At 64.2% G+C, this 24,366-nt stretch carries 26 protein-coding genes; 7 read left to right on the top strand and 19 right to left on the bottom strand.

The features are described from left to right. Positions 1-19: 19 nt before the first annotated feature. From RAD04_RS34445 to RAD04_RS34395, 11 genes are all read right to left on the bottom strand, one after another. Complete coding sequence (locus RAD04_RS34445) at positions 20-934, bottom strand: DMT family transporter (RefSeq protein WP_461627343.1); 915 nt, start codon at positions 932-934, stop codon at positions 20-22. Positions 935-1,014: 80 nt separating this feature from the next. Further along, entirely contained in the window at positions 1,015-1,809 is a 795-nt protein-coding gene (locus RAD04_RS34440) for an NUDIX hydrolase (protein ID WP_461627342.1), read from the bottom strand. Positions 1,810-1,813: 4 nt separating this feature from the next. Further along, positions 1,814-2,767, bottom strand: a complete 954-nt coding sequence (locus RAD04_RS34435; RefSeq protein ID WP_018322313.1) for a dihydrodipicolinate synthase family protein — start codon at positions 2,765-2,767, stop codon at positions 1,814-1,816. 108 nt (positions 2,768-2,875) lie between these two features. After that, positions 2,876-3,754, bottom strand: a complete 879-nt coding sequence (locus RAD04_RS34430) for an SDR family oxidoreductase (RefSeq protein ID WP_461627341.1) — start codon at positions 3,752-3,754, stop codon at positions 2,876-2,878. Positions 3,755-3,914: 160 nt separating this feature from the next. Further along, a complete protein-coding gene (locus RAD04_RS34425; protein ID WP_461627340.1) occupies positions 3,915-4,775 on the bottom strand; it encodes a MaoC family dehydratase in 861 nt (286 codons plus the stop codon). A 201-nt stretch (positions 4,776-4,976) separates the two neighbouring features. Continuing rightward, positions 4,977-5,366: a Zn-ribbon domain-containing OB-fold protein gene (locus tag RAD04_RS34420; protein WP_091957356.1), complete on the bottom strand. Its 390-nt coding sequence runs from the start codon at positions 5,364-5,366 to the stop codon at positions 4,977-4,979. Continuing rightward, a complete protein-coding gene (locus RAD04_RS34415; RefSeq protein WP_461627339.1) occupies positions 5,366-6,523 on the bottom strand; it encodes a thiolase domain-containing protein in 1,158 nt (385 codons plus the stop codon). Before RAD04_RS34415 ends, RAD04_RS34420 begins: the two co-directional genes overlap by 1 nt. A 280-nt stretch (positions 6,524-6,803) precedes the next feature. Continuing rightward, positions 6,804-7,148, bottom strand: coding sequence for a hypothetical protein (locus RAD04_RS34410; protein ID WP_461627338.1), 345 nt, complete (start codon positions 7,146-7,148; stop codon positions 6,804-6,806). 636 nt (positions 7,149-7,784) lie between these two features. Then, on the bottom strand, positions 7,785-8,291 hold the full coding sequence (locus RAD04_RS34405) for a DUF4262 domain-containing protein (RefSeq protein ID WP_461627337.1): 507 nt from the start codon (positions 8,289-8,291) through the stop codon (positions 7,785-7,787). A gap of 38 nt (positions 8,292-8,329) precedes the next feature. After that, on the bottom strand, positions 8,330-9,346 hold the full coding sequence (locus tag RAD04_RS34400; RefSeq protein WP_461627336.1) for a hypothetical protein: 1,017 nt from the start codon (positions 9,344-9,346) through the stop codon (positions 8,330-8,332). A 160-nt stretch (positions 9,347-9,506) separates the two neighbouring features. Continuing rightward, a complete protein-coding gene (locus tag RAD04_RS34395; RefSeq protein ID WP_461627335.1) occupies positions 9,507-12,998 on the bottom strand; it encodes an indolepyruvate ferredoxin oxidoreductase family protein in 3,492 nt (1,163 codons plus the stop codon). 283 nt (positions 12,999-13,281) lie between these two features. On the opposite strand from RAD04_RS34395, the gene RAD04_RS34390 reads away from it, so the two are divergent. Further along, positions 13,282-14,496, top strand: a complete 1,215-nt coding sequence (locus RAD04_RS34390) for a cytochrome c (protein ID WP_461627334.1) — start codon at positions 13,282-13,284, stop codon at positions 14,494-14,496. A 63-nt stretch (positions 14,497-14,559) separates the two neighbouring features. Here RAD04_RS34390 and RAD04_RS34385 read toward each other — a convergent pair whose 3' ends face one another. Beyond that, entirely contained in the window at positions 14,560-15,204 is a 645-nt protein-coding gene (locus tag RAD04_RS34385; protein WP_461621762.1) for a trimeric intracellular cation channel family protein, read from the bottom strand. Between the two features lie 166 nt (positions 15,205-15,370). Here RAD04_RS34385 and RAD04_RS34380 point away from each other — a divergent pair, with 166 nt between their 5' ends. Then, complete coding sequence (locus tag RAD04_RS34380; protein WP_461621761.1) at positions 15,371-15,763, top strand: hypothetical protein; 393 nt, start codon at positions 15,371-15,373, stop codon at positions 15,761-15,763. A 63-nt stretch (positions 15,764-15,826) separates the two neighbouring features. Here the strand turns inward: RAD04_RS34380 and RAD04_RS34375 are convergent, their stop codons facing one another. The 3 genes from RAD04_RS34375 to RAD04_RS34365 all read right to left on the bottom strand — a co-directional run bounded on the left by RAD04_RS34375 (position 15,827) and on the right by RAD04_RS34365 (position 17,412). Next, complete coding sequence (locus RAD04_RS34375) at positions 15,827-16,636, bottom strand: isocitrate lyase/PEP mutase family protein (protein WP_461627333.1); 810 nt, start codon at positions 16,634-16,636, stop codon at positions 15,827-15,829. A 92-nt stretch (positions 16,637-16,728) separates the two neighbouring features. Beyond that, entirely contained in the window at positions 16,729-17,079 is a 351-nt protein-coding gene (locus RAD04_RS34370) for an antibiotic biosynthesis monooxygenase family protein (protein ID WP_091957807.1), read from the bottom strand. Between the two features lie 24 nt (positions 17,080-17,103). Further along, positions 17,104-17,412, bottom strand: coding sequence for an NIPSNAP family protein (locus RAD04_RS34365; RefSeq protein ID WP_018322300.1), 309 nt, complete (start codon positions 17,410-17,412; stop codon positions 17,104-17,106). A gap of 245 nt (positions 17,413-17,657) precedes the next feature. On the opposite strand from RAD04_RS34365, the gene RAD04_RS34360 reads away from it, so the two are divergent. The 3 genes from RAD04_RS34360 to RAD04_RS34350 all read left to right on the top strand — a co-directional run bounded on the left by RAD04_RS34360 (position 17,658) and on the right by RAD04_RS34350 (position 20,034). Further along, on the top strand, positions 17,658-18,356 hold the full coding sequence (locus tag RAD04_RS34360; protein ID WP_461621757.1) for an ArsR/SmtB family transcription factor: 699 nt from the start codon (positions 17,658-17,660) through the stop codon (positions 18,354-18,356). Positions 18,357-18,477: 121 nt separating this feature from the next. Further along, positions 18,478-19,488, top strand: coding sequence for an alpha/beta fold hydrolase (locus RAD04_RS34355; protein ID WP_461627332.1), 1,011 nt, complete (start codon positions 18,478-18,480; stop codon positions 19,486-19,488). 297 nt (positions 19,489-19,785) lie between these two features. Then, positions 19,786-20,034 carry a GCG_CRPN prefix-to-repeats domain-containing protein gene (locus tag RAD04_RS34350; RefSeq protein ID WP_165637390.1) on the top strand — a complete coding sequence of 83 codons (249 nt, stop codon included), beginning with the start codon at positions 19,786-19,788 and terminating at the stop codon, positions 20,032-20,034. A 177-nt stretch (positions 20,035-20,211) separates the two neighbouring features. Here RAD04_RS34350 and RAD04_RS34345 read toward each other — a convergent pair whose 3' ends face one another. Both RAD04_RS34345 and RAD04_RS34340 read right to left on the bottom strand, forming a co-directional pair. Further along, a complete protein-coding gene (locus RAD04_RS34345; protein WP_461627331.1) occupies positions 20,212-20,487 on the bottom strand; it encodes a twin-arginine translocation signal domain-containing protein in 276 nt (91 codons plus the stop codon). 131 nt (positions 20,488-20,618) lie between these two features. Continuing rightward, entirely contained in the window at positions 20,619-20,933 is a 315-nt protein-coding gene (locus RAD04_RS34340) for a hypothetical protein (protein WP_461627330.1), read from the bottom strand. A 130-nt stretch (positions 20,934-21,063) separates the two neighbouring features. On the opposite strand from RAD04_RS34340, the gene RAD04_RS34335 reads away from it, so the two are divergent. Beyond that, positions 21,064-21,714, top strand: coding sequence for a glutathione S-transferase family protein (locus RAD04_RS34335; protein WP_461627329.1), 651 nt, complete (start codon positions 21,064-21,066; stop codon positions 21,712-21,714). 97 nt (positions 21,715-21,811) lie between these two features. Here RAD04_RS34335 and RAD04_RS34330 read toward each other — a convergent pair whose 3' ends face one another. Both RAD04_RS34330 and RAD04_RS34325 read right to left on the bottom strand, forming a co-directional pair. After that, entirely contained in the window at positions 21,812-22,159 is a 348-nt protein-coding gene (locus RAD04_RS34330; RefSeq protein ID WP_092260186.1) for a hypothetical protein, read from the bottom strand. 110 nt (positions 22,160-22,269) lie between these two features. Further along, positions 22,270-23,802 (bottom strand): acyl-CoA carboxylase subunit beta, encoded by a 1,533-nt coding sequence (locus RAD04_RS34325; RefSeq protein WP_183708996.1) that lies wholly within the window; start codon positions 23,800-23,802, stop codon positions 22,270-22,272. A gap of 138 nt (positions 23,803-23,940) precedes the next feature. Here RAD04_RS34325 and RAD04_RS34320 point away from each other — a divergent pair, with 138 nt between their 5' ends. Next, a complete protein-coding gene (locus tag RAD04_RS34320) occupies positions 23,941-24,345 on the top strand; it encodes a DUF4260 domain-containing protein (RefSeq protein ID WP_461627328.1) in 405 nt (134 codons plus the stop codon). Positions 24,346-24,366: the final 21 nt, after the last annotated feature.

Here is a 24,366-nt window from a genome sequence, read left to right as displayed (position 1 = left end):
CGGAGCCCCCTTCCCCGATCTATGACGGTTTGACGCTTGCCTGCCGCCGGGCCGGAATCGTCATGGCGGCCACACCGAGGACGACACAGGCAAGCCCGATCCAGGCGGTCTGGCTCAGGCTCTCGCCGAGGAAGGCGACGCTGATGGCGACGCCGATGGGCACCCGCAGATAGGCCTGCGCGGTGGTGCCGACCGAGCCCAGGGTCTGGATCAGGCGGAAATAGATCGCAAATGCCGCCGCCGTCGAGAACAATGCGAGCGCGAGCAGCGCCAGCAGCGAACTCGGCGACGGTGACAGCGTCCAGGGCTGCTCGACCACGAGCGAGGCCGGGACCAGGACCGCCGCCCCCGCCAGCAGCGAGCCGGCTGCGGGCGCCATCGGATCGAGGCCTTTGAAGCTGCGGCCGAAGATCGCGGCGCAGGCGTAGCAGATGGTGGCGGCCACGATGGCCGCCTCCGCAATGATCCCGCTGCCCATGTCATGGAAGGCATCGACGCCGACGATCAGCAGGATGCCGGCCATGCCGGCGACCACGCCGAACAGCTTTCGCGGGCTCGTCGCCTCGTGGTGGGTGACGACCGCCGTGAGCAAAAAGGTGAAGATCGGGCCCGCCGAGTTGAGGATGGTGGCGAGCGCGGCATCGACATGGCGCTCGCCCCAGGCGATCAGCGTCCAGGGGATGACGCTGTTGAGCACGGCCTGGAAGGCGAAGCGCTGCCAGGTCGCGACGTCCGTGGGCATCCTGATGCCGCGCGCCCACATCACGACGAGCAGCAGGAGGCCCGCGATCGTGGTCCGCGCCGCGATCAAGGTAATCGGGGGGATCGTGGCGACGCCGAGCTTGATGAAGGTGTAGGAGCCGCCCCAGAGCGTTGCGAGCGCGACCAGGAGCGCCAGCTCGACGGCGATGTTGGTATCCTGCCGGCTGTCCATTTCGCGCGCTCCGTCCCGTTGTCCGGGACGGAACCTAGCGCGTCGTCGGTCGCAGATAGTTCGTTACGTGTCGAAGTGTATTAGCCCACCGCCCCGACCTCGAACACCTCGCCGTCATAGCCGGCTTCGCGAGGGATGCGCAGCTGGCGGCCGGTTTCGGTCTTGGTCATGACGGGCATCACCGTGACGATCGACATGCCGCGGGCATGGTCCAGCGCGGCGCCCACGCTGCCCTGCTTGGCGAGGCGGATCAGATTGCGCGTGGTCGGGAACGGCAGCTTGAAGCGGCCGCTCTCGCCGCCCTCCACCGCCTCGCGCGCCGACAACCAGATCGAGTCGGTGGACTCGCGGCCATCATGCGCGCCGAGCTGGTCGGGCGGCGCCGCCGCGAGGAAAAACCAGGTGTCGAAGCGTTTTGGCATGCCCTCCGGCGTGATCCAGTGCGCGTAGGGCACGAGCGTGTCGAGCGCGAGCTGGAGGTTGTTGTCGGCCAAAATGCTCAGGAAGCTGATCTTGTGCTCGTTGAGCGCGACGCGGTGCTTGTCAGCGATCTCGCCGGCACGGCTGGCATCGACAGGCGCTCCCGTCCCCTTCGACCGCGCCAGCAGGATGCCGCTCTCCTCGAAGGTCTCGCGGATCGCGGCGATCCGAAATCCGCGGTCCGCTTCGCTAAGCCCCTCGCCGCCCGAATAAAGGTCGGAGCGCGCGACGATCTCGTTGTCGCCGGCATCAACGCTGCCGCCGGGAAACACCAGCGCGCCCGAGTTGAACTCGATCTGATGATGGCGAACCATCATGAAGATCTCGATTTCCTCGGCACCATCGCGGAGCAGGAGGATCGTCGACGCCGGACGTGATGCTGATGTTTCGGCCATCCAACTAACCTGCGGCGCTGGATTGCGGGCCGAGATTGGCACGCTTGTCGACACGGGCAACGCGCGACAGCAGGTACTCGACCTCCGCCTTCGCCGTCGCCGTGATGGTCGCGCCGGGCTTGCGCTGGGCGCTGGAGGCGATGATGCCGCGCTTCTGCAGCACGTATTTGCGGATGGTCAGGCCGACGCCGGGCTGCTGCTCGTAGCGGATCAGCGGCAGATGCGCGTCGAACAAATCATGCGCGGCATCGCGCTTGCCGGCCTTGGAGAGGTTGACGACGTCGATCAGAAGTTCAGGGAAGGCGTAGCCGGTCATGGCGCCGTCGGCGCCGCGCTCCATCTCGAAGTCCAGGAACGTGCCGCCATTGCCGCACAGAATCGAGAGCGGACGGAGCGAGCCGTCCTTCTGGAAGCCGCGAAGCGTCGTGATCTTCTCCAGGCCCGGCCAATCCTCGTGCTTGAGCATCACGCAGTTCGGATTGTCCATGACGATCTTGCGGATCACGGCGGGGGTGAACACCACCGACAACGTCAGCGGATAGTCCTGGAGCACCCAGGGCACATCCGGCCCGATCGCTTCCGCCGCCTGCTTGAAATAGCCGACGATCTGGTCGTCGGTGCGAAGCGAGGGCGGCGGCGCGATCATCACGCCGGCCGCACCGGCATCCATCGAGGCCTTGGCCAGCGAGCGCATGGTGGCAAAGCCGGGCGCGGAGACGCCGACGATCACCTGCATCTTCTTGGCGCGCTTGACGAAGCGCACCGCGACCTGCTCGGCTTCAGCGGCATCGAGCTTCGGCGCCTCACCGAGGATGCCCAGCACCGTGACGCCGTCGCAGCCGACCTCCTCGTAGAAATCGGTCAGGCGGTCGATCGAGCGCTCGTCGATCCGGCCGTCGTCGTGGAACGGCGTCGGCGCGATTGCGAAAGTGCCCTTGGCGTCGGCGGTGAGTTTCATTTAGTTCCTCGTCTCTCTCTGTTCGTCATTCCGGGGCGATGCGTCAGCATCGAACCCGGAATCTCGAGGTCCCGGGTTCGCGCTTCGCACGCCCCGGGACGACCATAGCTAAAACCGCCGCGCCCCCATCTTGATCTGCTCCTCGGAGAAGAAGATCTCCTTGGCATGATCGGCGATGTCCTGGGCCTTCCAGCCCGTGTGCGGCGGTTTCCAGCCTTCCATTTCCATCATCCGCATCTCGCGCACGCCGCGGGGCCCGGACACGCCCAGCACCTTGCCGGTCTGATCGCCCGACAAGTCGCTGACCATGTATAGCACGGCCGGCGCGATGCCGTCCGGCCCCAGCGCCGCCCCCGGGTTCTCCTTATAGCGGGGCAGGTCTGCGGTCATGCGGGTCAGGGCCCCCGGGGCGAGCGTCCAGATCCGGATGTTGTATTTGCGGCCCTCGATTGCCAGCACGTTGGACAGGCCCCAGATGCCGCCCTTGGCCGCGCCGTAATTGGTCTGGCCGAAATTGCCGATCAGGCCTGAGGTCGAGGCGGTGTTGACGATGACGCCGCCGCCATTTTCCCGCATCCAGCGAAACACAGGCATGGTGCAACAAAAGGTGCCCTTCAGATGCACCTTGATGACCTTGTCCCAGTCGGACTCGGAAGCCTTATGAAAGGTCTGGTCGCGCAAAATGCCCGCGTTGTTGACCAGGATATCGGCCCGGCCAAAATGCTTGATGGCGTCGTCGAACACCGACTGGCCGCCCTCCATGGTGGAAATGTCGGCGCCGTTGGCGACCGCCTTGCCGCCCTCGGCCTTGATCGCGTCCACTACGAGTTGCGCCATCGACTTGTCGGCGCCGGATCCATCGCGGGGACCGCCGAGGTCATTGACGACGACCGAGGCCCCTTCCCGCGCAAACAACTTCGCGTAGGCCTCACCGAGCCCGCCGCCCGCACCGGTGATCAGCGCGACCTTGCCGTCGAGTAGTCCCATGGTGGCTTCTCCCTGTTTGTTTTTATCGTGCCCCGGACGCGATGCAGCGTGAAACGCTGCGTCGCAGAGCCGGGACCCGGCTCTTTGCTGCGGCTCTGGGCCCCGGCTCTGCAGCGCACCGCGAAGGCGCGCTGCGCTGCGTCCGGGGCACGAGACTACGCTAACCCAGCACCGTCTTGCCGTTCTTGATCACGGTGACGCCGCGCGCGTTCACCTTGGCTTCGAACGAGATCGTGTTGCCGTCCTTCCAGAGGTCCATGGTCACAGTCTCGCCAGGATAGACCGGCGAGGAGAACCGCGCCACGTGCTGACGGAAGGCGCTGGCGTCGTAGTCGGCGTAGGTCTGGAGCACGCCGCGGCAGGTGATGCCGTAGGTGCACATGCCGTGCAGGATCGGACGCGGGAAGCCGGCCTTCTTGGCAAACTCCGGATCGCTGTGCAACGGATTGCGGTCGCCGCAGAGACGATAGACCAGCGCCTGGTCGGGGCGTGTCGTGATGTCGATGGTTTTGTCGGGTGCGCGCGAGGGGATCTTGTGCGGATCGGGCTGGGTCAGGCTCGGCCCGCCAAAACCGCCGTCGCCGCGGGCGAAGCGCGAGGCGACGAGTGTCGCGAGCTTCTCGCCCTTCTCGTTCTTGAGCACGGTCTGGTGGGCGATGACGACGCCCTTGTCCTTGCCCTTGTCGTAGACTTCGACGACGGAGGAGTCCGCGGCGATGTGCGCGGCAACCGGCAGCGGCTGGTGGAAGGTGATGTCGCGCTCGCCGTCGACCACCATGACGCGGTTGAGATTCATCTCGCCGGGACCTGCGCCCCACGCGGCGACGGACGCAAACGTCGGCACCACCTTGAGCGGCCGCGGCGTCAGCGTGCCCTCGTTGACGAAAGCGAGCTCCTTCTCGTCCATCGGATCGGCGCCGAGCCCGATGCCATAGGCGTAGAGCATCACCTCGCGATCGGTGTAGGCGTATTTCTGGCCGAGATTTTTCAGGCCCTTGAGTTCTTCGTATCTGGCGGACATTTTTCTGGTTTCCTCTCCGGATTCTTATGCGCCGCTGCCAGTCGAAGTGCCCTCTCCCCTTGTGGGAGAGGGCTGCGAGAGCCGTGCGGCAAACTCGTTTGGGTGAGGGGTTGGCTCCTCAGCAAAAGTCTCTCTGGGAGAGAACCCCTCATCCGGCGCTTTGCGCCACCTTCTCCCACAAGGGGAGAAGGAAGAAAGCAATCAGGCCACCGTGAAAAACGGCAGCGGCGCGCCGTCGGTCGGCTTGAACACCACCTTCACCTTCTGACCGATCTTCAGCTTCTCGAGATCGCAGTCGACGAAATTGGTCTGCACCGACGGCCCCTCCTTCAGCGTGACATAGCCGATCGCGTAAGGGCCGGTCGGCGATTTCCGCATCAGGCTCCAGGTGTAGATCGTACCCTCGCCCGAAGCTTCCTCCCACACCGTCTTGTCGGAGTAGCAGAACGGGCAGATCGAGCGCGGGAAGTAATGCGCTTCGCCGCACGCCGTGCAGCGCTTGATCATGAACTTGCCCTGCTTCGCCGCGTCCCAGAACGCTGCGGTCTCGGGGTTCGTCACCGGAGCCGGATATTTCTTTGCATCTACCATCACACGCGCTCCAGAATGGCCGTCGAAGCGGCGTGGCGAACACCCAGGAGGCCGCCGGTGCCGTGGGCGATGGCGAGATCGCAGTTCTTGACCTGCACCTTCGGATGCGCCTCGCCGCGCAGCTGCCGCACGGCCTCGATGATCTTGGTCATGCCGCCGCGGTTGACGGGATGGTTGCTGCAGAGGCCGCCGCCGTCGGTGTTGAACGGCAGCTTGCCGACGCCCGAGATCAGATTGCCGTCGGCGACGAACTTGCCGCCCTCGCCCTTCTTGCAGAAGCCGAGGTCCTCGAGCTGCATCAGCACCGTGATGGTGAAGCTGTCATAGATCGAAGCATACTTGATGTCCTTCGGCGCGATGCCGGCTTCCTCGAACGCACGCGGGCCGGACCAGATGCCGGCGGAGTACGTGAGGTCGAGGTCCTTGCCGCCGCGCGGGCCTTTCATGGCTTCGCCATGACCGATCAGCTTGACCAGCGGCTTCTTCAGGCTCTTGGCGATCTCGGGCGTGGTCACGATCAGCGCGCCGCCGCCGTCGGAGACGACGCAGCAATCCATGCGATGCAGGGGATCGGAGATCATGGGCGAGTTCAGGACGTCCTCAACGGTGACGACGTCCTTGAGCATCGCATGCGGATTGTATTGCGCGTGATGCGAGGCTGCAACCTTGATCCAGGCCAGCTGCTCCGAGGTGGTGCCGTAGTCGTGCATGTGGCGCATGGCACACATGCCATAGGCATTGTGCGTGGTCGCGCCATAAGCGGACTCGAAATCGAGCTCGGCGCCGGCAGCGCGCGGCGGCATCACGCCGGTGCGCGGCTTGCCGGCCAGCGTGATCAGCGCGATCGAGCACTTGCCCGCGGCGATTGCCTCGGCCGCATGGCCGAGATGGATGATGTAGGAACAGCCGCCGGTCTCGGTGGAATCGACGTGGCGGAGCTTCTTGGTGTTCAGGCCGAGATAATCGACCATCGGCCAGGCGCCGCCGGGCGCATCGCCCGCGCAGAAATAGCCGTCGACATCGTCCTTGCTGATCCCGGCGTCCTCGATCGCGCCCTTGGCGACCTCAGCGTGGAGCTGGGCGGTGGATTTGTCCGGCGCATGCCGGGTCGGGTGCTCGTAGATCCCGGCAATGTAGGCCTTGCCCTTGATGGTCAAAACAGAGGTCTCCGCTCGCGTTTCTTATTGCCCCGTTTTTCTGAACCGAGGTGGCCTGATTGGCAAGCGCGGAAATATTCCGTCGCGCGAGAGAGCAGCGGCTTGGCGCAAGTGGCGTTGCAGCGGACGCGGAAGTGCCCGCACCTCATACTGAGCAGCGCGGAATGCGCGTCTCGAAGGATGTAAGGCCCGGTTGGGGCTCCTCGCCCTTCGAGACGCCGCTTCGCGGCCCCTCAGGGTGAGGGAGAGAGAGTTCGCTCGCGGCTCTTGGGAGCAACGATCAATGATGCATTTCCAAGACAATAATCGGTGACGAAGACGGGTTGCGCCAGGCCGATGCCAGATAGCAGTAGCTGCCGGGATAGGAGCTGATATCAAAGCTGTCGACATCCGCCGGCACGAGCCGACATTTCAGCTCAGCCTTCCAGAAAGCAAATCGCTCTGCGGCAGGTATCCACTGCAGCGGCCTTCCTACATCAACAACGACGAAGGTCGAGCCGCCCTCCAGCAACTGCACGATCTCCTCCTCGCCAACGCTTTCCACGCGCTGGGCATGAAGCGGACCGTCGTCAATCCATAGCTCGGCGAGCGGCAGGCTTACGACGATACGTCGAGTAGCATCCATGTCCTTTTCATCCTCTTGCAGTCTGCGGGCGTTGTTTAGCATCCTCGCGGCACGTTTGCCCGAGTTTTGCTTTCGTCTTGCCTCCCTCCGAAAACAGAGGGCGCAGGGAAGACCGGGTGCCGGCTGGCACCCACGGTCCACTGTGCAAGAATTGCGCTACGAAGAGCTGCACAGCGGCATACAGGTGAAGCCCAACATCCGGCCTTCCCTGCGCAGTGGCTTTACGGCTTATGTCGCGCTCTCCCCGGGGAGCGATGCACTATTGCCCCCGTCGCCTCGCGCTTGAAGCGCAAGACTTGACGCACAGACCCCGGGCGTCAGGACCACACGATTTTGCCGTACGCGGGACCGCGCCCGTCGTGCACGAGACAATCGCCCGCGCGACGCAGCCCGCGTCCACCGCCACTCACCCCGCGTTTCGTGACGATCGCGATACGCCCCTCTGACTGGGATGAGGTGGCCGATTGATACGACAATTCCGAATTTCGGTAAAGTGGAATGTTTTTGCTCGCGGGGATTGACTCGTCTCTTGGATGTTTCGCCCGGTATCGTAGGGTGGGCAAAGCGAAGCGTGCCCACGTCTTTTGCGCAATCATGGCGAGGTCGTGGGCACGGCGCTTCGCGCCTTTGCCCACCCTACGGGACCTCGCGTGGTCCTGACCAATTGCCCTCCGTCAGGTCGGGCTGTGCTGCGCGGGCTTCAGCGGATGCCTCCGCAGCCCAGGGAAAATACCCGTCGCGATCGGGGTACACGACTTGCAGGCATTCGAACTCGTCATTGCCGTAGAACCATCTGCTCCATCCGAGATGCGAGCGGTAGTGCTGCAACGACACCGGAAGGAGCACGGCGGCGACATTCTCAAACAGCGCATCCGTGGGCTCCCCGACCAGCGGTCGCCGTCCTGCGTCGAGCTCGTGGTAGATCGTCCAGAACGTATCCTGGGCGGTCTGTTGCCCCATTGAAAACACGATCATCTCCGGAAACCTGAACTTGAGCCAGAAGCCGGTCGTGTAGGCGAAGCCCGGTCCTTCGCCATCGGGGAAGACATGCGTGCCGAACCAGCCGTGATTGCGAACTTTCTCGACGAAATTCTGCTCGTGCTTATCGAGCCGATCGGGAGGCGCATCAAGGGCTGTGAACATTGCTCGCTCGTCCGATACGAGGGGTGACAGACTCTTCGCTACGAGGCGGTGCTCGGGCGCGCGCGATAACGGAACGCGGTCAGCCCGGCCAGGATCAGGCCGAAGGCAAGAAAAACAGCGCCTCCCTTCACGCCGAAACTGTCCTGGTGTTGGCGCTCGGCCGCGTCGTCGACGATCAGGGGCCGCGCATCCGATCTGCCCGTGAGATAGCGGATCCTGGTCTGCCTGACGGTCTGGACGCCGTTGCGCGTGATCTGCCGCCAGAAGGCGGGGCTGATATGGGTCGGTCCGTAGGTCTGCTGTCGTCCGCTCTTGTCGGTCCACGCCAGCGTCACGAGATAGCTCGGGGCTTCGCCGGCCTTGTTCACCTCACCGTAGGCGCGGGTCACATCGGCGGTGGCTTCATCGCCATGGGCGAGGATCTCATTCAACGTGCTTTGCTCAATGTAGGAGTTCACCAGCATGTAGCCGCCGAAGGGAAGCATCACAGCAGTCAGGGTCCCGAGGACGTAAGGAAAGGGACGCCTTGCTCCGGCGGCGATCGTCGCGCTCCCCGGCCCGCCTCGACGCGCCGACCATGTCTGCCATCCGACCACGAGCATCAGGAGCACGGCGCAAACGCCTGCTCCCGCCGCCATGAACCTGGACGTGGACCGGACATGGCTCAGATGGTCGTCGAGATCTTCGACAATGACCGGAAGCGATGAATCGTCGTCAACAGCCTGAATGGGAATCGTCAGGAGCTTGAGCTGATTGCCAACCATAATCCGCGCCGCATAGGCAGCACTGACCGCAATGCCCGTGCGCTCGCGCTGGACGCCATCCCTGCCGGTCCACTGCAATCCGATCGACAGATTTTCGTCGACATAGCGCGGCCAGCCGCCGTCAAACACGAACGGAAACCGCGGCGAGACGGCTTTGGCCGAAATGATCTTTCCGGTGGTGCCATAGCCATCGCGCATGACGCGTTCAATGGCATGCTGATTCCAGAACATCCCCAACGCCGCCAACACACCGACGGTCAGAAACAGAATCAACACAGTGCGCAATGACATCGATCATCGCCCCGCATAGCGCACGGCCGCATCGCCCGGCGCGCTTCACTATCGAAGGTTGTTCGTATCGCAGCGCCACAACTCTTGTCAAACGGATGAATTGTAGTCCGTTGCCGTAGGGCGGATTAGCCGAAGGCGTAATCCGCCCTACGGGACTTCCCTACTCCGCCGCGATCTGCCGCGGCGCAGGCGGTGGGTTGGCGAGGTCCGCAGCGAGCTGGGCGTAGCGGGCCTTGGCGTCGGCGACCGCTTTCTCCTTCACCGGGCCGTAGCCGCGGATGCGGTCGGGCAGCGACAGGAGTTCCACGGCGGTATCGATCGAGACCGGCGACAACAGGCCGAGCACGGTGGCGACGTCCTTTTCGTAGCCGGCGATCAAATCACGCTCGAGCTTGCGGTCGGCGCTGCGGCCGAAGATGTCGAGCGGCGTTCCGCGCAGGAATTTGAGTTTCGCCAGCACGCCGAAGACGTTCAGCATCCAGGGGCCGAAGGCGCGCTTCTTCGGGCGTCCCAGCGCGTCGAGGCCACCGCCGAGGATCGGCGGCGCCAGGTTGAAGTTGAACTTGAAATCGCCCTCGAACTGATCGCGGAGCTGCTGGGCGAAAGCGCCGTCGGTGTAGAGGCGCGCGACTTCGTATTCGTCCTTGTAGGCCAAGAGCTTGGCGTAGTTCACTGCGACCGCGCGCGGCAACGCATCGCCATAACCGCCCTTCACGGCGGCGTCGCGCACCTGGTCGATCAGCTTGCGATAACGCTTGGCGAGGCGGCTGTTCTGGTAGGCCGTGAGATGCTTGGCGCGGTGCTCGATGACTTCATCGAGCGTCATGGCCTCCAGCGTCTTGGGCGCTGCGACCTGGTCCGTGCCCTTCAGCATGTCGGCAAGACGCGCGGGATCGGCGACCGCGAGGCGGCCGAGGCGGAAGGCCTCCTTGTTCATCTTGATCGAGACGCCGTTGACCTCGATCGCCTGCTCGATCGATTCCGCCGAGAGCGGGAACAGGCCCTTCTGATAGGCGTAGCCCATCATCATCATGTTGGTGGCGATGCTGTCGCCGAGCAGCTGCTCGGCCGGCTTGGTGAAATCGAAGAAGACGGAGTCCTCGTGCAGCGCGGTTTCCAAGAGCCCATTCAGCTTGCGGGTCTGGAAGTTGAAGTCGCGATTGAGGACGAAATCGGCGGTGGGAATGACGTGGCTGTTGATGATGCCGCGGGTCCGGGTGGAATCGCAGAGCGAGATGGTGTCCTTGGCGACCGCGACCACCTCGTCGGCGGCGAGCACGAGATCGGCCGTGCCGGTGACGATGCGCGAACAGGTCACTTCCGCGGGGTGATCCGACAGGCGGACATGGCTGAGCACCGCCCCGCCCTTTTGTGCAAGGCCCGACATGTCGAGGATCATCGAGGCCTTGCCCTCGATATGGGCGGCCATGCCGAGCAGCGCGCCGATGGTGAGAACGCCGGTGCCGCCTACGCCACCGACCGCGATGTTGTAGGGCTTGTCGAGCGTCGGGCGCGAGGCCGGCTCGGGCAGCGCGCCGATATCGGCAAGCTCAGCCGGCGCACGGTGGCGCGGCTTGCCGCCATCAACGGTGACGAAGGACGGGCAAAATCCCTTCAGGCACGAATAGTCCTTGTTGCAGGAGGACTGGTTGATGGCGCGCTTGCGACCGAACTCGGTCTCCAGCGGCTCGACCGAGATGCAGTTCGACTGCACCGAGCAATCGCCGCAGCCTTCGCAGACCGCGGGGTTGATCATGACGCGGCGCGCCGGATCTTCCATCAGGCCGCGCTTGCGGCGGCGGCGCTTTTCGGCGGCGCAGGTCTGCACGAACACGATCGCCGATGTGCCGTTGTGTTCCCGGCACATCTTCATGACGTTTTGCAGCTCGTCGCGATGATAGAGCTTTACGCCCGGCGCGATGGTGCTGGCCGGATAGGCATCCGGCGCCTCCGAGACAAGATAGATCTCGCGGATGCCTTCGGCGTGGAGCTGGTGGGTGATCTGCTGCGGCGAGAGATCGCCGTCATGGCGCTGGCCGCCGGTCATGGCCACCGCGTCGTTGTAGAGGATCTTGTAGGTGATGTTGGTCTTGGACGCCACCGCCTGGCGGATGGCGAGAAGGCCCGAGTGGAAATAGGTGCCGTCGCCGAGATTGGCGAAAATGTGGTTCTCGTTGGTGAAGGGTGCGATGCCGACCCACGGCACGCCCTCGCCGCCCATATGCGTAAAGGTCTCGGTCGAGCGGTCCATCCACAGCGCCATGAAGTGGCAGCCGATGCCGGCGAGCGCCCGGCTGCCTTCGGGGACCTTCGTCGAGGTGTTGTGAGGACAGCCGGAGCAGAAATACGGGGTGCGGGAGACAGGTGCGACCGCCTGCATCTGGGTGGCCTGACGGCCGTTGAACCAGTCGGCCTTGGCGCGGAGCATCGAAGCGATCTCGGGGTTGAGATCGAGCTTGAGAAGTCGCTCGGTAAGCGAGGTCGCAAGCGAGGCGACGCTGAGCTCGGCGGCGAAGGTCAGGAAGCGTTTGTCGTGCTCGTCCATCTTACCGACGATGCGCGGGCGCACGTCGTCGCGCCAGTTGAACAACACCTGCTTGACCTGGTTCTCGACGATCTCGCGGCGCTCCTCGACGATGAAGATCTCCTCCAGGCCGACGGCGAATTCATGCACGCCTTCCGGCTCCAGCGGCCAGGGCATGCCGATCTTGTAGAGGCGAAGGCCGATCTTGGCAGCGACCTCTTCGGTGACGCCGAGCTCGCGGAGCGCCTGACGGACGTCCTCGTAACTCTTGCCCGAGGCCATGATGCCGAAGCGGGCGTTCGGCGAATCCATGGTGATGCGGTTGACCCTGTTGGCGCGCGCAAAGGCGATCGCGGCAAAGCCCTTGTAGTCCTGCAGGCGCCGGTCCTGCTCGAAGCGGTCGTCGGGCCAGCGCAGATTGAGTCCGCCTTGCGGCATCTCGAAATCGGTGGGGATGATGAACGGCTTCATCTCGTCAGTGAGATCGATCTCGGCGGTGGTCTCCACCGTCTCCGTAATCACCTTCATGCCGACCCAGCAGCCCGAATAGCGCGACATCGCGATGCCGAGCAGGCCCATCTCGATCATCTCGTGGATGCTCGAGGGATAGAGATACGGCATCAGCGCCGACATGAAGGCATGGTCGGACTGATGCGGGACGGTCGAGGATTTTGCGCCATGGTCGTCGCCGGCAAGGCACAGCACGCCGCCGTTCTTGGCCGAGCCTGCGGCATTGCCGTGGCGGAACACGTCGCCGCAGCGATCGACGCCGGGGCCCTTGCCGTACCAGATGCCGACCACCCCGTCATACTTCGCGCCGGGCGAGAGGTTAAGCTGCTGCGAGCCCCAAACGGCGGTGGCCGCCAGATCCTCGTTCACGCCGGGCTGGAACTTGATGTTGTACTGTTCGAGATGCTTGCGGGCGGCAAAGAGCTGCTGGTCGTAGCCGCCGAGCGGCGAGCCGCGATAACCGGAGATGAAGCCCGCGGTGTTGAGGCCGCTGGCGCGGTCGCGCCGGATCTGGGCCATGGGTAGGCGGACCAGGGCCTGGATGCCCGTGGTGAAGACGTGTCCGGTTTCCTGGGTGTATTTTTGATCGAGACTGATCGGACCCTGGTTGATTCCCATGCTGTCCTCTTTATCGCCCTGTTCAGGTCTTGCCGACTTAAGCCGTTGCCTTCCCGTTGTTTTTAGCTAGGGCGCGCCGACCAGTTTCGCCACTCTATGTCGGATATTTCACGATCCGCATCACAAATCTGGACCAAAGGGAGGCCTGGGTAAAAATCGCAATTTCGTGGCCTGAAACACGCTGGGCATTTTCAATTTGTGTCACCATACCCCCACTGTTGCGAAATGAACTGATGCCCCTGTCGTGCCGGATGCGGGCGATTGGTCGCAGGAGAGACTTTCGATGCGGACGATTCTGGCTGGCTCGGCTCTTGTCGGCTTGGCGTTGTGCAGTGCGGTTGCAAGCGCAGCCCGCGCCGCCGAGCCGTCGCCGGAGCTGATCGCCTACGGCAAGACGCTGGTCGAGGCTGGCGACTGCGCGGGCTGCCACACCGCCGATCCGGCAAAACCGTTCGCGGGCGGCAAGCGCATCGACACGCCGTTCGGCGCGGTCTATGCGCCGAACCTGACCCCGGACCGCGACACCGGGATCGGCGCCTGGCCGGATGCCGATTTCACCCGCGCATTGCGCACCGGCGTCGCGCCCGACGGCTCGAACTACTATCCGGCGTTCCCCTATCCCTACTTCACGAAGATGACGAAGGACGACACGCTGGCGATCCGCGCCTATCTCGGGACGCTTGCGCCCGTCGTCAGCCGCAACAAGCCGCCGGAGCTGCGCTGGCCGTTCGGCTATCGCGGCCTGATGCGGGTCTGGAACGCGATGTATTTCAAGCCCGGCCTGTACGAGCCGGACCAGAGCCAGAGCGCGGCGTGGAACAGAGGTGGCTATCTCGTCACCGGGCTCGGTCATTGCGGCGCCTGCCACACGCCGAAGAACTATTTTGGCGCGGACAAACAGGCGCAGGCGCTCTCGGGCAACGAGGTCGGCGGCTGGTACGCGCCAAGGCTCGACGGCGCCTCCCGCACGGGCCTGAAGTCGTGGAGCGAGGCGGACATCGCCGAATATCTGCAGAGTGCACGCAACGCCAGGAGCCATGCCGGCGGGCCGATGGCGGAAGTGGTCGTCAACTCGACCTCGAAGATGAGCGATGCCGATGTGCGCGCGATCGCGATGTACCTGAAGAGCCTGCCGCCATCGCGGCGCGAGACGATCGTGACGCCGCCTGATGATGCCGAGATGAAGGCGGGCCAGGCGGTCTACGCAAAGCTCTGCATCGCATGCCATGAAGCCGACGGCACGGGCGCGCCGCGGATCTATCCGCCGCTACCTGGCAACGCGCTGCTGCAATCGATCAATCCGTCCTCGACGTTGCGCATCATCCTCGACGGCGCCCACACCGTGACCACCCCGCGCGCGCCCAACACCGGCGAGATGCCGCCCTATGCCAGGCTGTCCAATGAGGAGATCGCGGCGGTGATGAACTACATCCGCAACTCCTGGGGCAATGCGGCCCCGCTGGTGACGCCGGCGCAGGTCGCGAAGGCAAGGAAGTAGGGGCGAATGGGGAGTAGCGAATAGTCAGATCTATTCGCTATTCGCCAGTCGCGCGCGCAGCGCTCACCTCTCCTCATCCCCTGTAAATACGAATTTCGGCATCTCCCATTTGTAGCGCACCGCGAGCAGGCGGAAGCTGAGACCGAGCACGAAGGTCAGGATGGTCCAGAGCTCGGCATTGAGATTGAGGCCGAAGGCGGTGGCGTAGAACAGTCCCGTCACGACCGAGACGCTGGCGTAGAGTTCGGATCGGAACAGGAGCGGCACGTCGTTGCAGAGCACGTCGCGCAACACGCCGCCGGCGCAGCCCGTCACCATGCCCGACACGATCACGATCGGCAGCGAGGCATCCATCTGCCAGCCGACGTTGCAGCCGATCATGGTGAAGACGACGAGGCCGATGGCATCGAGCACGATGAACGCGAGGTGCAGCCGATGCACCAGCCGCGCGATCAGGATCGTGAGCAGCGCCGCGCCACCCGGCAGCGCGAGGTAGATCGGGCTCGCCACCCAGACCAGCGGATAGTGACCCAGAAACAGGTCCCGCAGCGTGCCGCCGCCAAGCGCGGTCACGCAGGCGAGAAGACAAACGCCGACATAGTCCATGCTGCGCCGACCGGCAGCCAGTGCCGCCGTCATGCCCTCAGCCGTGATGGCGATGAGTCCCAGCAGGTGAAGCACGCTATCCGTCGGCGGCAGGCTCCACATCGGCTTGTTCCCTTCGTCGCGGCCATGGAACCCGCGTCCAGTTCCCTATCAGACAGGTTCCCGATTCCCGCGCAGAGGGCAACATTCGACGAAAGCATGAGGAGCCGCGGAACAGAATCTCGCATCCACGGGTTGTCCGGGCGTCATAACCGAGGAGATCCAATCGATGGCTGACGACCGTTTTCCCAACGATCCGTACCGCCCGAACCTCGCCGACGATGAGTATCTTCGCGCGGCGCGCCGGGATGCCGACCTTCAGGCCGATCCCGAGCTTGGCGAAGGCCCCGCTTCCAGCGGCAAGGTTGCGTTGTTCGCCGTTGCGATTGCACTGGTGCTCGGCGCCGTGTTCTACGGCCTGAACAACACGACCACTGGCAACCAGGCCAGCAACACGCCGGCCTCGCAGACAGCACAGACGCAGCCCACCAATCCGGCCGCGCCTCCCGGCATGCGCGACGTGACACCACCGCGCAACAACACCGAGCCGGGCGTGACCACGGGTGCTGCGCCGACCAAGCCGGCCCCGGACACGCAGAAGCCGTCTGACGGCGCGAAGTAACACTTAGCAATAGCGCGTGAAAGCGGCGGGACTCAAAAAGTCCCGCCGCTTTTTCGTTGTGTCCTAGCCGAACATCTTGTTGAGTTCGCCGCCGGGATAACCGGTGCCGAGCTCGGTGAATGTCCCCTTCTCCGCCATCTCCTTCGCCGCACGCATGAAGCCGCCCCAGGCGGCGCGGGCGAGCGATCCGCCGACGCTGATCCGGCGCACGCCGAGATCTTCAGCCTGCTGCAACGACAGGCCGGATGCGCCGATCAAGAGGTTGAACGGCTTTGGTGCGACAGCCTTCACCACAGCGGAGATGTCGTCGCGGGTCTTCAAGCCCGGCGCATAGAGGCAGTCGGCGCCGGCATCGGCGTAAGCGGTGAGCCGGTCGATAACGAGCTTCAAGTCGGTCACGCCCCACAAATAGGCTTCGCAGCGGCCGACCAGCAGCGTGCCGCTGTCGCCGATCGCCTTGCGCGAGGCCTTGATGCGCTCGACCGCGAGTGCGCGATCGTAGAGCGGCCTGTCCTTGTCGCCGGTGGAATCCTCGATCGACAGGCCGGCAACGCCGGTGCGCACACAGCGCTCGACATTGTCCGCGACCCTGTCCGGCTCGACCGCAAAGCCGCCCTCGAAATCGGCGTTGACGGGGATGTCGACGGCCGAGCTCAATGCTGCCAGATGCTGACAGACGTCCTCGACGCTGACGTGATTATCAGCCTTGCCGATGGTCCAGGCAAAGCCCGCGCTCGACGACGCAATCGCCTTGAAACCGAGATGCTGCAACGCCTTGGCACTGCCGATATCGACCGGATTGGGCAGGATGAAGCAGCCGCTTTCGTGCATCTTCTTGAAGGTCGCGCGCTTGTCCGCGGTCGTGACGTGCATGTTTCTTCTCCCTTGTTGGCCGCGCAGACATAGGCGCGCTAACACGGCAGCGCCAGAGCGCACCTGGCAGCGCCAGTGCGCGCCCGGCAGCGTTAGTGCGCGTCATGCACCGCCCGGCTGTCCTTCGGCGCCTGCTCGCGATCATTCATGCTGTAGTCCCTGACGACGCTGGCAATGCGCAGATGGTAATCGGCGAAGATTTTTGCCCTGCCCTTGGCCTGGGTGCGCCTGTGCTCCATCGTGTTGCGCCAGGCCTGCACCGCCGCCTCGTCGCGCCAGAACGACACCGACAGGATCTTGCCCTTCTCGGTCAGGCTCTCGAAACGTTCGACCGAGATGAAGCCGTCGATGGTTTGCAGGATCGGCTTCAGATCGGCTGCGAGGTCGAAATAATCCTGGCGGTGTTCCGGCTTCGGCCAGACCTCGAAGATCACGGCTATCATGGGCATCTCCTGCTGCTATCGGGCCTACAATACCACCTTGCGCAGGAAGGTGCGCTCTTCGGCGAGGATGAATTTGTGTTCCTCGGCGAAATGGAAATTCGCCATTCCCTCCGCGTCCTGCCGCAGCCGCGCGCGATAGGCTTCATAGGCGGCCAGACTCTCGAAGCTGATCAGCCCAAAGGCGATGTTATTTGTACCCTCATGCGGCATGAAATAGCCGATCAGGTCACCACCGCATTTCGGGATGATAGTGAGCCAGCGCTTCGAATATTCCTCGAACTGCGCGCGCTTGAACGGGTCGATCTGGTAGCGGATGAAGACGGTGACGGACATGATGGGCTCCTGATTGTTTTTCGGCATTGCGAGCGCAGTCTCGTAGGGTGGGCAAAGCGACTTGTCCGCCGTAGCTCGCAGAGCGAAGGCGGAAGCGTGCCCACGTCCTTTGTCCGCGACGACGGTTGGTCGGCACGTCGCTACGCTCCTTTGCCCACCCTACGGCTTCGGCTCCTCGCAATGACGTGTTTGCAGCAACACGCTACGCCCTTGCCCAACCAGAATGCTTCGGCTACCATCGAAGCATGAAATCAGGACCCGACATCGCCCTGGTCGCTTCGCTGGTCGGCGATCCCGCGCGCGCCAACATGCTCACCGCGCTGATGAACGGCCGCGCGCTCACGGCGAGCGAGCTGGCGCAGGAGGCCGGCATCACGCCGCAGACTGCGAGCTCGCATCTGGCCAAGCTCGAGGCCGGCGGGCTGGTCGAGCCGGAGAAGCAGGGCCGGCACCGCTACTATCGCCTCACCGACGACGACGTCGCCAGCGTGCTCGAGGGCCTCGCAGGCCTTGCCGCGCGCACCGGCCACATGCGGGTGCGCACCGGGCCGAAAGATCCGGCCTTGCGGCGCGCGCGGATCTGTTACGACCACCTCGCCGGCGATCTCGGCGTGCAGATGCTCGATTCCCTGCGCGAGCGGCATCTGGTCAGGCAGAAGAAGCAGGACATCGAGCTGACGGCCGAGGGCGAACGCTTCCTCGCCAAGCATCTGCAGATCTCGCCCGGCATGCTCACGCATCCGCGTCGCCCGGTTTGCAAGGCCTGCCTCGACTGGAGCGAACGGCGCCATCATCTCGCCGGTACGCTGGGGGCCGCGATGATGCAGCGCTTCGCCGAGCTGAAATGGGCGGCGCGCGACGCCACGCCCGGCAGCCGCGTCGTCAACTTCACCCGCACCGGCGAGAAGCAGTTTGCCGCGCTGTTCGGCGACGGGAAGGACTGATCACGCTATTCGCGTGACGTCGCACATTTGCGTGTGAACTCCCACTCTCGTCGTGGCCGGGCTTGACCCGGCCATCCACGCGCTTATGCGAACGGTCATTCAGTGACCGTTAGAGACCCCCATGTTCCGCATCCTCCCGGCCGCCCTCGCTGCCGCTCTCCTTGCTTCCCTGCTCACCACCGCCCACGCCGCAGACACGTCCCCACGAGAGCCCTACGGCATCGCGCTCGAGGGTTTTGCCTATCCCTACCCCGTGCACCAGTTGCCGCTCGTCAACGACGGCGAGCAGCTCAAGATGGCCTATATGGACGTCGCGCCTGCACAGCCGAACGGCCGCACCGTGGTGCTGCTGCATGGGCGCAATTTTCCGTCGAGCTATTGGGCCCCTGTTATCAAGATGCTCAACGAGGCCGGCTACCGCGTCGTGGTGCCGGACCAGATCGGCTTCGGCAAATCCTCCAAGCCTGCGGGCGAACTGCATTTCGACACGCTGGCTCGCAACACCATCGCGCTGCTCGATCACTTAGAGATCAACAAGGCCGACATCGTCGCCCATTCACTTGGCGGAATGCTGGGCGTGCGCATCGCCCGCGCCTACCCTGACCGCGTCGCCCACCTCGTGCTGACCGCGCCGATCGGGCTGGAGGACTACCGCCTCTACGTGCCGCCGACGCCGACCGAGGCAATCATTGAGACCGAGGACAAGCTCACCGCCGACGGCTATCGCAAGCAGCTGCAAACCAACTACGCAATCAAGCTGCCCCCTGATGCGATCACGCCGTACATCGACGCCCGCTTCAACATCAAGGGCAGCCCCGACTACCCGCGCTGGCTGCGCGCCTATGTCAGCTCCGGGCAGATGATCTATCGCGAGCCGGTCGCGCATGAGATTCCTCTCATCACCGAACCTACGCTGTTCATCATGGGCGCCAACGACCACAACGCGCCTGGCCGGCCGAACGCGCCGGAAGCACTACGGCCCAAGATGGGTCAGAACGCCGAGCTGGCGAAGGCATTTGCGGCGAAGATGCCAAATGGGCGAGCTGAAGTCATTCCGGACACCGGCCACCTCGTCTTCCTGGAGGCTCCGGACAAGTACAAGGAGTTGGTGCTGGGCTTTCTCGGCCGCTAGAGCGTCGTCAAGCGAAGTGGATACCGATTCGCGTCAAGAAAACGCGTCAAACAAGAACCTGGAGCCCGTTCCGATTCATCGGACGGGCTCCAGCTCCATCCGCGTCGCATGAAGCCGTACGCAGAGAACGTTCATGCCGCATTCAGGTCATGATTGGCAGGTTTGGATCGCGCCGTGTCGGCATGTTGCAAAATTAACATGTCGAATCGTGTCTTTTGATTCATTGTGCGCCGCAAGCGCCAAGCCGCCGAAGACTTTCCCCCAAAGACTTGCCCCAAGGACGAGAAGGAAGATCACATGAAATACCTGTTCGCCGCCGCCATGCTCGCCAGCGCGGTTGTCGGTTTCAGCGAGGCCGCCAGCGCCGCGCAGGGTTGCGGCCCGGGTTGGTATCGTGGCGCCTACGGCGGCTGCCGCCCGATGCGCGGCGCGGTCGTCGTGCGCCCCGCCCCTGTGGTGGTCGCTCCGCCCGTCGTCGTCGTGCCGCGCGCGCGCGCGTGCCCCTATGGCTTCCGCTGGTACGCCGGCCGCTGCCGCCCGTTCTGATCTCTTTGCATCGCAAGATGGCCGCGCAGGATCAGCCTGCGCGGCCATTTTCGTTTTCAGGCTTGTTCGTTTTCAGGCTTGCTGCCAGCGATTCGTCCGCCGTGGAGTTTGAGCGGCCAGAAACGAAACGGGGACCGCGGCTGCGATCCCCGTCCAAATTCGCGGCTTGCCGCGGCTTTACCAGTGGCGGCGGTGCCAGCGCCGGCGACGCCAGCCCCAATGACGGTGACCCCAGCCCCGGTGGCGGCCATGCCAGTGAACCTGTTCCGGCGTCAGCTTGGCGGCTTCCGCGCTGGTGGTGACGGCAGGATGAGCGTCGGGGTTGCCTTGCGGCATGCGCGCGGGATCGCCGACCGGCTGCGGCGACAACGGCGCGGCCTTTGCGGTCGCGGCGAAGGCGGCGGCGCCCGCCGTCACTCCCAATGCAAGTTTCAAAAAGTTCCGGCGCTCCATGACATGTCCTTTAGGCTATCGAGCAAGTGATGCAGAGGGAGTGTCGCGGTCACGACATGAACCAAGGCTGAATCCGGCGTTCAGATTCAGAAATGAAGTGAGTGGAGAGTTTGTAGCCTGGATGGACCTCGCTACTTCGCAAACTCCTGCGCCAGCACCAGCGTCTCGCGCGAACGCTTGACGTCGGGCCAGTCGCGGTTGAAATCGGCGACGAGCTGCTTGAGCGCATCGCCCTTCAGCATCGCCGCAAGCTTGGCCTCGTCATCGAACTGATACATCGCCTGGTGCAGCGAGGGATCGTCCAGGCTCCAGACCCGCCAGGCTTTTCTCACGCCGAATGCCGTCACCGCGTCGGGCACATGTTCCCTCTCGTACCATGTGTCGAAGGCGGCGCGCTTGCTGGCGTCGGGAACGATGGCGCGGACGACGAAGAAAGCTGATGGCATCGGATTTCCTCCGGTTGTTTGGCGCGAGCCTAGCCGGATACGCCGCCGCCGACAAAAAGAGTTGGTGCGGGTGTCGGAACGGGCGCCCTTCGCTCGTCCTTTGTTTCGAACCAGGACACGGAGACAGCAAATGGCCGACCTCACCCTGACCACCTTCAATTGGGTTCCCGACGCGCCGCGAGGATTCGTGCGCGACCTTCGCGTGCGCTGGGCGCTCGAAGAGGCTGCGCTGCCCTATCGCGTCGCAAGCGCCCCGTTCGACGATCGCGGCGCCGCGCATTTCGCGCACCAGCCGTTCGGCCAGGTGCCGTGGCTGACCGACGGCGACCTCTCGATCTTCGAGACCGGCGCGATCCTGCTCCATCTCGGCGGGCTCAGTGAGAAGCTGATGCCGACCAATCCGCGCGGCCGCACTGAAGCGACGGAATGGGTGTTCGCGGCGCTCAATTCGGTGGAGATGGCCAGCCTGCCCTGGGGAATGTCGAAGTTCATGGGCCATCCGGCCGACACGGCGGCGTGGAAATTCGTGGACGACTTCCTCAAGCTGCGCCTGAAGCATCTCGAGCCGGTGCTGGCCGGCCGTGAATGGCTGGCGGGCTCCTTCTCCGTCGCCGACATCCTGATGTCGGACGTGCTGCGCGTCGTCGATGGTTTCGATGGGCTGGCGGACAGTCCCGCCTGCCGCGCCTACGTCGCGCGTGCCACGGCCCGCCCGGCGTTCGCCAAGGCCCACGCCGACCAGATGGCGCATTTCGCTGCGGCGGATAAAGCGCGCTCGTAATTCGTAGGGCGGATTAGGCGAAGCCGTAATCCGCCAACGCCTGCACCCGGCGATAAAGACATTGGCGGATTACGCTGTCGCTAATCCGCCCTACACCTCACACCAGCTTCAGCGGTGCATCAGCCACGACGCGCAGGTCGATGCTGCCGATCAACGCCGCACGGCGTGCCTCCGCAGCACTAATGGCATCGTCCGTCTGCCGCAACGTACTGACGTTCGAGCCGAGCGACACGATCCCGCCCAGCACCAGCGCAATCGATCCGAGGGCCGCGGTCTGACCGAAGCCAAACACACCGAGGATCGTCACCAACAGCAGCGCCGCCCCGCCCCCGATCGCGATCTTGGAGGCAAGGATGTACTTCCGGCACCGCTCCGCGATCTCGGCGAGCCGCTCGATGCGATCTTCAATATCGGAGATTTCGTCGGTCGGATCGTCTTCAGTCATTGGATCGAGGATGCCAAATCAGCAGGACGCGGTATCCCGCATGCGCAAAGCGACATGCGGGACCTCTGCAAAACCCCGGATGTCGCTGCGCTCATCCGGGCTACGTTCCCTCACAACGGCAAATTGTCGTGCTTCTTCGCCGGCGCTTCCACCTTCTTGTCCTTCAGCATCGCCAGCGCCCGCGCGATCCGTTTCCGGGTCGAGTGGGGCATGATGACGTCGTCGATGTAGCCGCGCTCGGCGGCGATGAACGGTGACAGGAAGCGGTCTTCGTATTCCTTGGTGCGCGCGGTGATCTTGTCGGGGTCGCCGATGTCACTGCGGAAGATGATCTCGACGGCGCCCTTGGCACCCATCACCGCGATCTGGGCGGTCGGCCAGGCGTAGTTCATGTCGGCGCCGATCTCCTTGGAGGCCATGACGTCGAAGGCGCCGCCATAGGCCTTGCGGGTGATGATGGTCACCAGCGGCACGGTGCACTGCGAATAGGCGAACAGCAGCTTTGCGCCGTGCTTGATCAGGCCGCCATATTCCTGCGCGGTTCCGGGCAGGAAGCCCGGCACGTCGACGAAAGTGACGATCGGGATGTTGAAGGCGTCACAGAAACGAACGAAGCGCGCGGCTTTCCGCGATGCGTCGCTGTCGAGCACGCCGGCCAGCACCATCGGCTGGTTGGCGACGAAGCCGACGGTGCGGCCCGCGATGCGGCCGAAGCCGGTGACGATGTTCTTGGCGAAGGATTCCGCGATCTCGAAGAAGTCACCCTCGTCCACGACCTTCAGGATCAATTCCTTCATGTCGTAGGGCTTGTTCGGATTGTCGGGGATCAGCGTGTCGAGCGACATGTCGACGCGGCCGATGTCGTCGAAGCTCGGCCATTCCGGCACGCCGTCACTGTTGTTGGACGGCAGGAAGTCGATCAGGCGACGCATCTGCAGCAGCGTCTCGACGTCGTTCTCGAAGGCGCCGTCCGCGATCGAGGAGCGCGTCGCGTGCACCGAGGCACCGCCGAGCTCCTCGGCGGTGACGACCTCGTTGGTGACGGTCTTCACCACATCAGGGCCGGTGACGAACATGTAGCTGGTGTTCTTCACCATGAAGATGAAGTCGGTCATGGCGGGCGAATAGACGTCGCCACCGGCGCAGGGGCCCATGATGACGGAGATCTGCGGGATCACGCCGGAGGCCAGCACGTTGCGGCGGAACACGTAGGAATAGCCGGCGAGCGCGGCGACGCCTTCCTGGATGCGGGCGCCGCCCGCGTCATAGAGGCCGATGATGGGCGCCCGCGCCTTCATCGCCATGTCCTGGAGCTTTGTGATCTTCAGCGCGTGTGTTTCCGACAGCGAACCGCCGAACACCGTGAAGTCCTTCGCGAACACGAACGTCTTGCGGCCGTTGACGGTGCCCCACCCGGTGACGACGCCGTCGCCGGGCACCTTGTTCTTCTCCATGCCGAACTCGGTGGAGCGGTGCTCGACGAACATGTCGAATTCCTCGAACGACCCCTTGTCGAGCAGCAGCTCGATACGCTCACGCGCGGTCAGCTTGCCGCGGGCGTGCTGCGCCTCGATGCGCTTCTCCCCGCCGCCGAGCTTTGCGCCGGCGCGACGATCTTCAAGGGCGTCCAGGATGTGTTTCATTTGCTCCCGCCAGTTCTTAAGTGATGCGGGGTTCTAACACGGCATTTTGCGGACCGGAAAGCGCCTTTCCGCGCCGCAGGGCTGCCCTGTCCGGGCTAAAAGCGTGAGAGATTACAAAGTTTTGCCCGGGAGGCGAGCATGGACGAGAGAATGGCCGAGAGCGGTGCGGCGACGGGCGGCGTCAACATCCTGCTGCGGCTGGAGGGCCTCACCCTGTTTATCGGGATGGTGATGCTTTACTGGGCCTGGGACGGCTCCTGGCTGGTCTTTGCCCTGCTCTTCTTCGTCCCCGATCTCAGCTTCCTGGCATACCTGTCCGACGCCAAATTCGGCGCGCTGATCTACAACGCCGCCCACAGCTACATGGCGCCGGTGTCGCTGCTGACGCTGGGCTTCGGCCTCGGCTCGCCGCTCACCTTGTCCATCGCCTTGATCTGGCTCGCCCATATCGGCATCGACCGGGCACTCGGCTATGGCCTGAAATATTCCGCCGGGTTCGGCTTCACCCATCTGGGCCGGATCGGCCGGCGAAAGGACTCCTGACGCCGCGAATTTGGTGGCCCG

It is taken from the genome of Bradyrhizobium sp. 25ACV (genome assembly GCF_054863005.1).
The sequence above is the reverse complement of the archived record's forward strand: the minus strand, read 5'-3'. Positions and strand labels throughout refer to the sequence as shown.

What these genes read in the sequence shown, in the direction of transcription:
- RAD04_RS34400 (WP_461627336.1), bottom strand. Translation starts at nt 9,346, where the DNA reads ATGTCATTGCGCACTGTGTTGATTCTGTTTCTGACCGTCGGTGTGTTG.
- RAD04_RS34435 (WP_018322313.1), bottom strand. Translation starts at nt 2,767, where the DNA reads ATGAAACTCACCGCCGACGCCAAGGGCACTTTCGCAATCGCGCCGACG.
- RAD04_RS34410 (WP_461627338.1), bottom strand. Translation starts at nt 7,148, where the DNA reads ATGGATGCTACTCGACGTATCGTCGTAAGCCTGCCGCTCGCCGAGCTA.
- RAD04_RS34445 (WP_461627343.1), bottom strand. Translation starts at nt 934, where the DNA reads ATGGACAGCCGGCAGGATACCAACATCGCCGTCGAGCTGGCGCTCCTG.
- RAD04_RS34440 (WP_461627342.1), bottom strand. Translation starts at nt 1,809, where the DNA reads ATGGCCGAAACATCAGCATCACGTCCGGCGTCGACGATCCTCCTGCTC.
- RAD04_RS34340 (WP_461627330.1), bottom strand. Translation starts at nt 20,933, where the DNA reads ATGCCATCAGCTTTCTTCGTCGTCCGCGCCATCGTTCCCGACGCCAGC.
- RAD04_RS34430 (WP_461627341.1), bottom strand. Translation starts at nt 3,754, where the DNA reads ATGGGACTACTCGACGGCAAGGTCGCGCTGATCACCGGTGCGGGCGGC.
- RAD04_RS34355 (WP_461627332.1), top strand. Translation starts at nt 18,478, where the DNA reads ATGTTCCGCATCCTCCCGGCCGCCCTCGCTGCCGCTCTCCTTGCTTCC.
- RAD04_RS34325 (WP_183708996.1), bottom strand. Translation starts at nt 23,802, where the DNA reads ATGAAACACATCCTGGACGCCCTTGAAGATCGTCGCGCCGGCGCAAAG.
- RAD04_RS34350 (WP_165637390.1), top strand. Translation starts at nt 19,786, where the DNA reads ATGAAATACCTGTTCGCCGCCGCCATGCTCGCCAGCGCGGTTGTCGGT.
- RAD04_RS34420 (WP_091957356.1), bottom strand. Translation starts at nt 5,366, where the DNA reads ATGGTAGATGCAAAGAAATATCCGGCTCCGGTGACGAACCCCGAGACC.
- RAD04_RS34375 (WP_461627333.1), bottom strand. Translation starts at nt 16,636, where the DNA reads ATGCACGTCACGACCGCGGACAAGCGCGCGACCTTCAAGAAGATGCAC.
- RAD04_RS34380 (WP_461621761.1), top strand. Translation starts at nt 15,371, where the DNA reads ATGGCTGACGACCGTTTTCCCAACGATCCGTACCGCCCGAACCTCGCC.
- RAD04_RS34405 (WP_461627337.1), bottom strand. Translation starts at nt 8,291, where the DNA reads ATGTTCACAGCCCTTGATGCGCCTCCCGATCGGCTCGATAAGCACGAG.
- RAD04_RS34345 (WP_461627331.1), bottom strand. Translation starts at nt 20,487, where the DNA reads ATGGAGCGCCGGAACTTTTTGAAACTTGCATTGGGAGTGACGGCGGGC.
- RAD04_RS34320 (WP_461627328.1), top strand. Translation starts at nt 23,941, where the DNA reads ATGGACGAGAGAATGGCCGAGAGCGGTGCGGCGACGGGCGGCGTCAAC.
- RAD04_RS34360 (WP_461621757.1), top strand. Translation starts at nt 17,658, where the DNA reads ATGAAATCAGGACCCGACATCGCCCTGGTCGCTTCGCTGGTCGGCGAT.
- RAD04_RS34425 (WP_461627340.1), bottom strand. Translation starts at nt 4,775, where the DNA reads ATGTCCGCCAGATACGAAGAACTCAAGGGCCTGAAAAATCTCGGCCAG.
- RAD04_RS34365 (WP_018322300.1), bottom strand. Translation starts at nt 17,412, where the DNA reads ATGTCCGTCACCGTCTTCATCCGCTACCAGATCGACCCGTTCAAGCGC.
- RAD04_RS34335 (WP_461627329.1), top strand. Translation starts at nt 21,064, where the DNA reads ATGGCCGACCTCACCCTGACCACCTTCAATTGGGTTCCCGACGCGCCG.
- RAD04_RS34385 (WP_461621762.1), bottom strand. Translation starts at nt 15,204, where the DNA reads ATGTGGAGCCTGCCGCCGACGGATAGCGTGCTTCACCTGCTGGGACTC.
- RAD04_RS34370 (WP_091957807.1), bottom strand. Translation starts at nt 17,079, where the DNA reads ATGATAGCCGTGATCTTCGAGGTCTGGCCGAAGCCGGAACACCGCCAG.
- RAD04_RS34395 (WP_461627335.1), bottom strand. Translation starts at nt 12,998, where the DNA reads ATGGGAATCAACCAGGGTCCGATCAGTCTCGATCAAAAATACACCCAG.
- RAD04_RS34330 (WP_092260186.1), bottom strand. Translation starts at nt 22,159, where the DNA reads ATGACTGAAGACGATCCGACCGACGAAATCTCCGATATTGAAGATCGC.
- RAD04_RS34390 (WP_461627334.1), top strand. Translation starts at nt 13,282, where the DNA reads ATGCGGACGATTCTGGCTGGCTCGGCTCTTGTCGGCTTGGCGTTGTGC.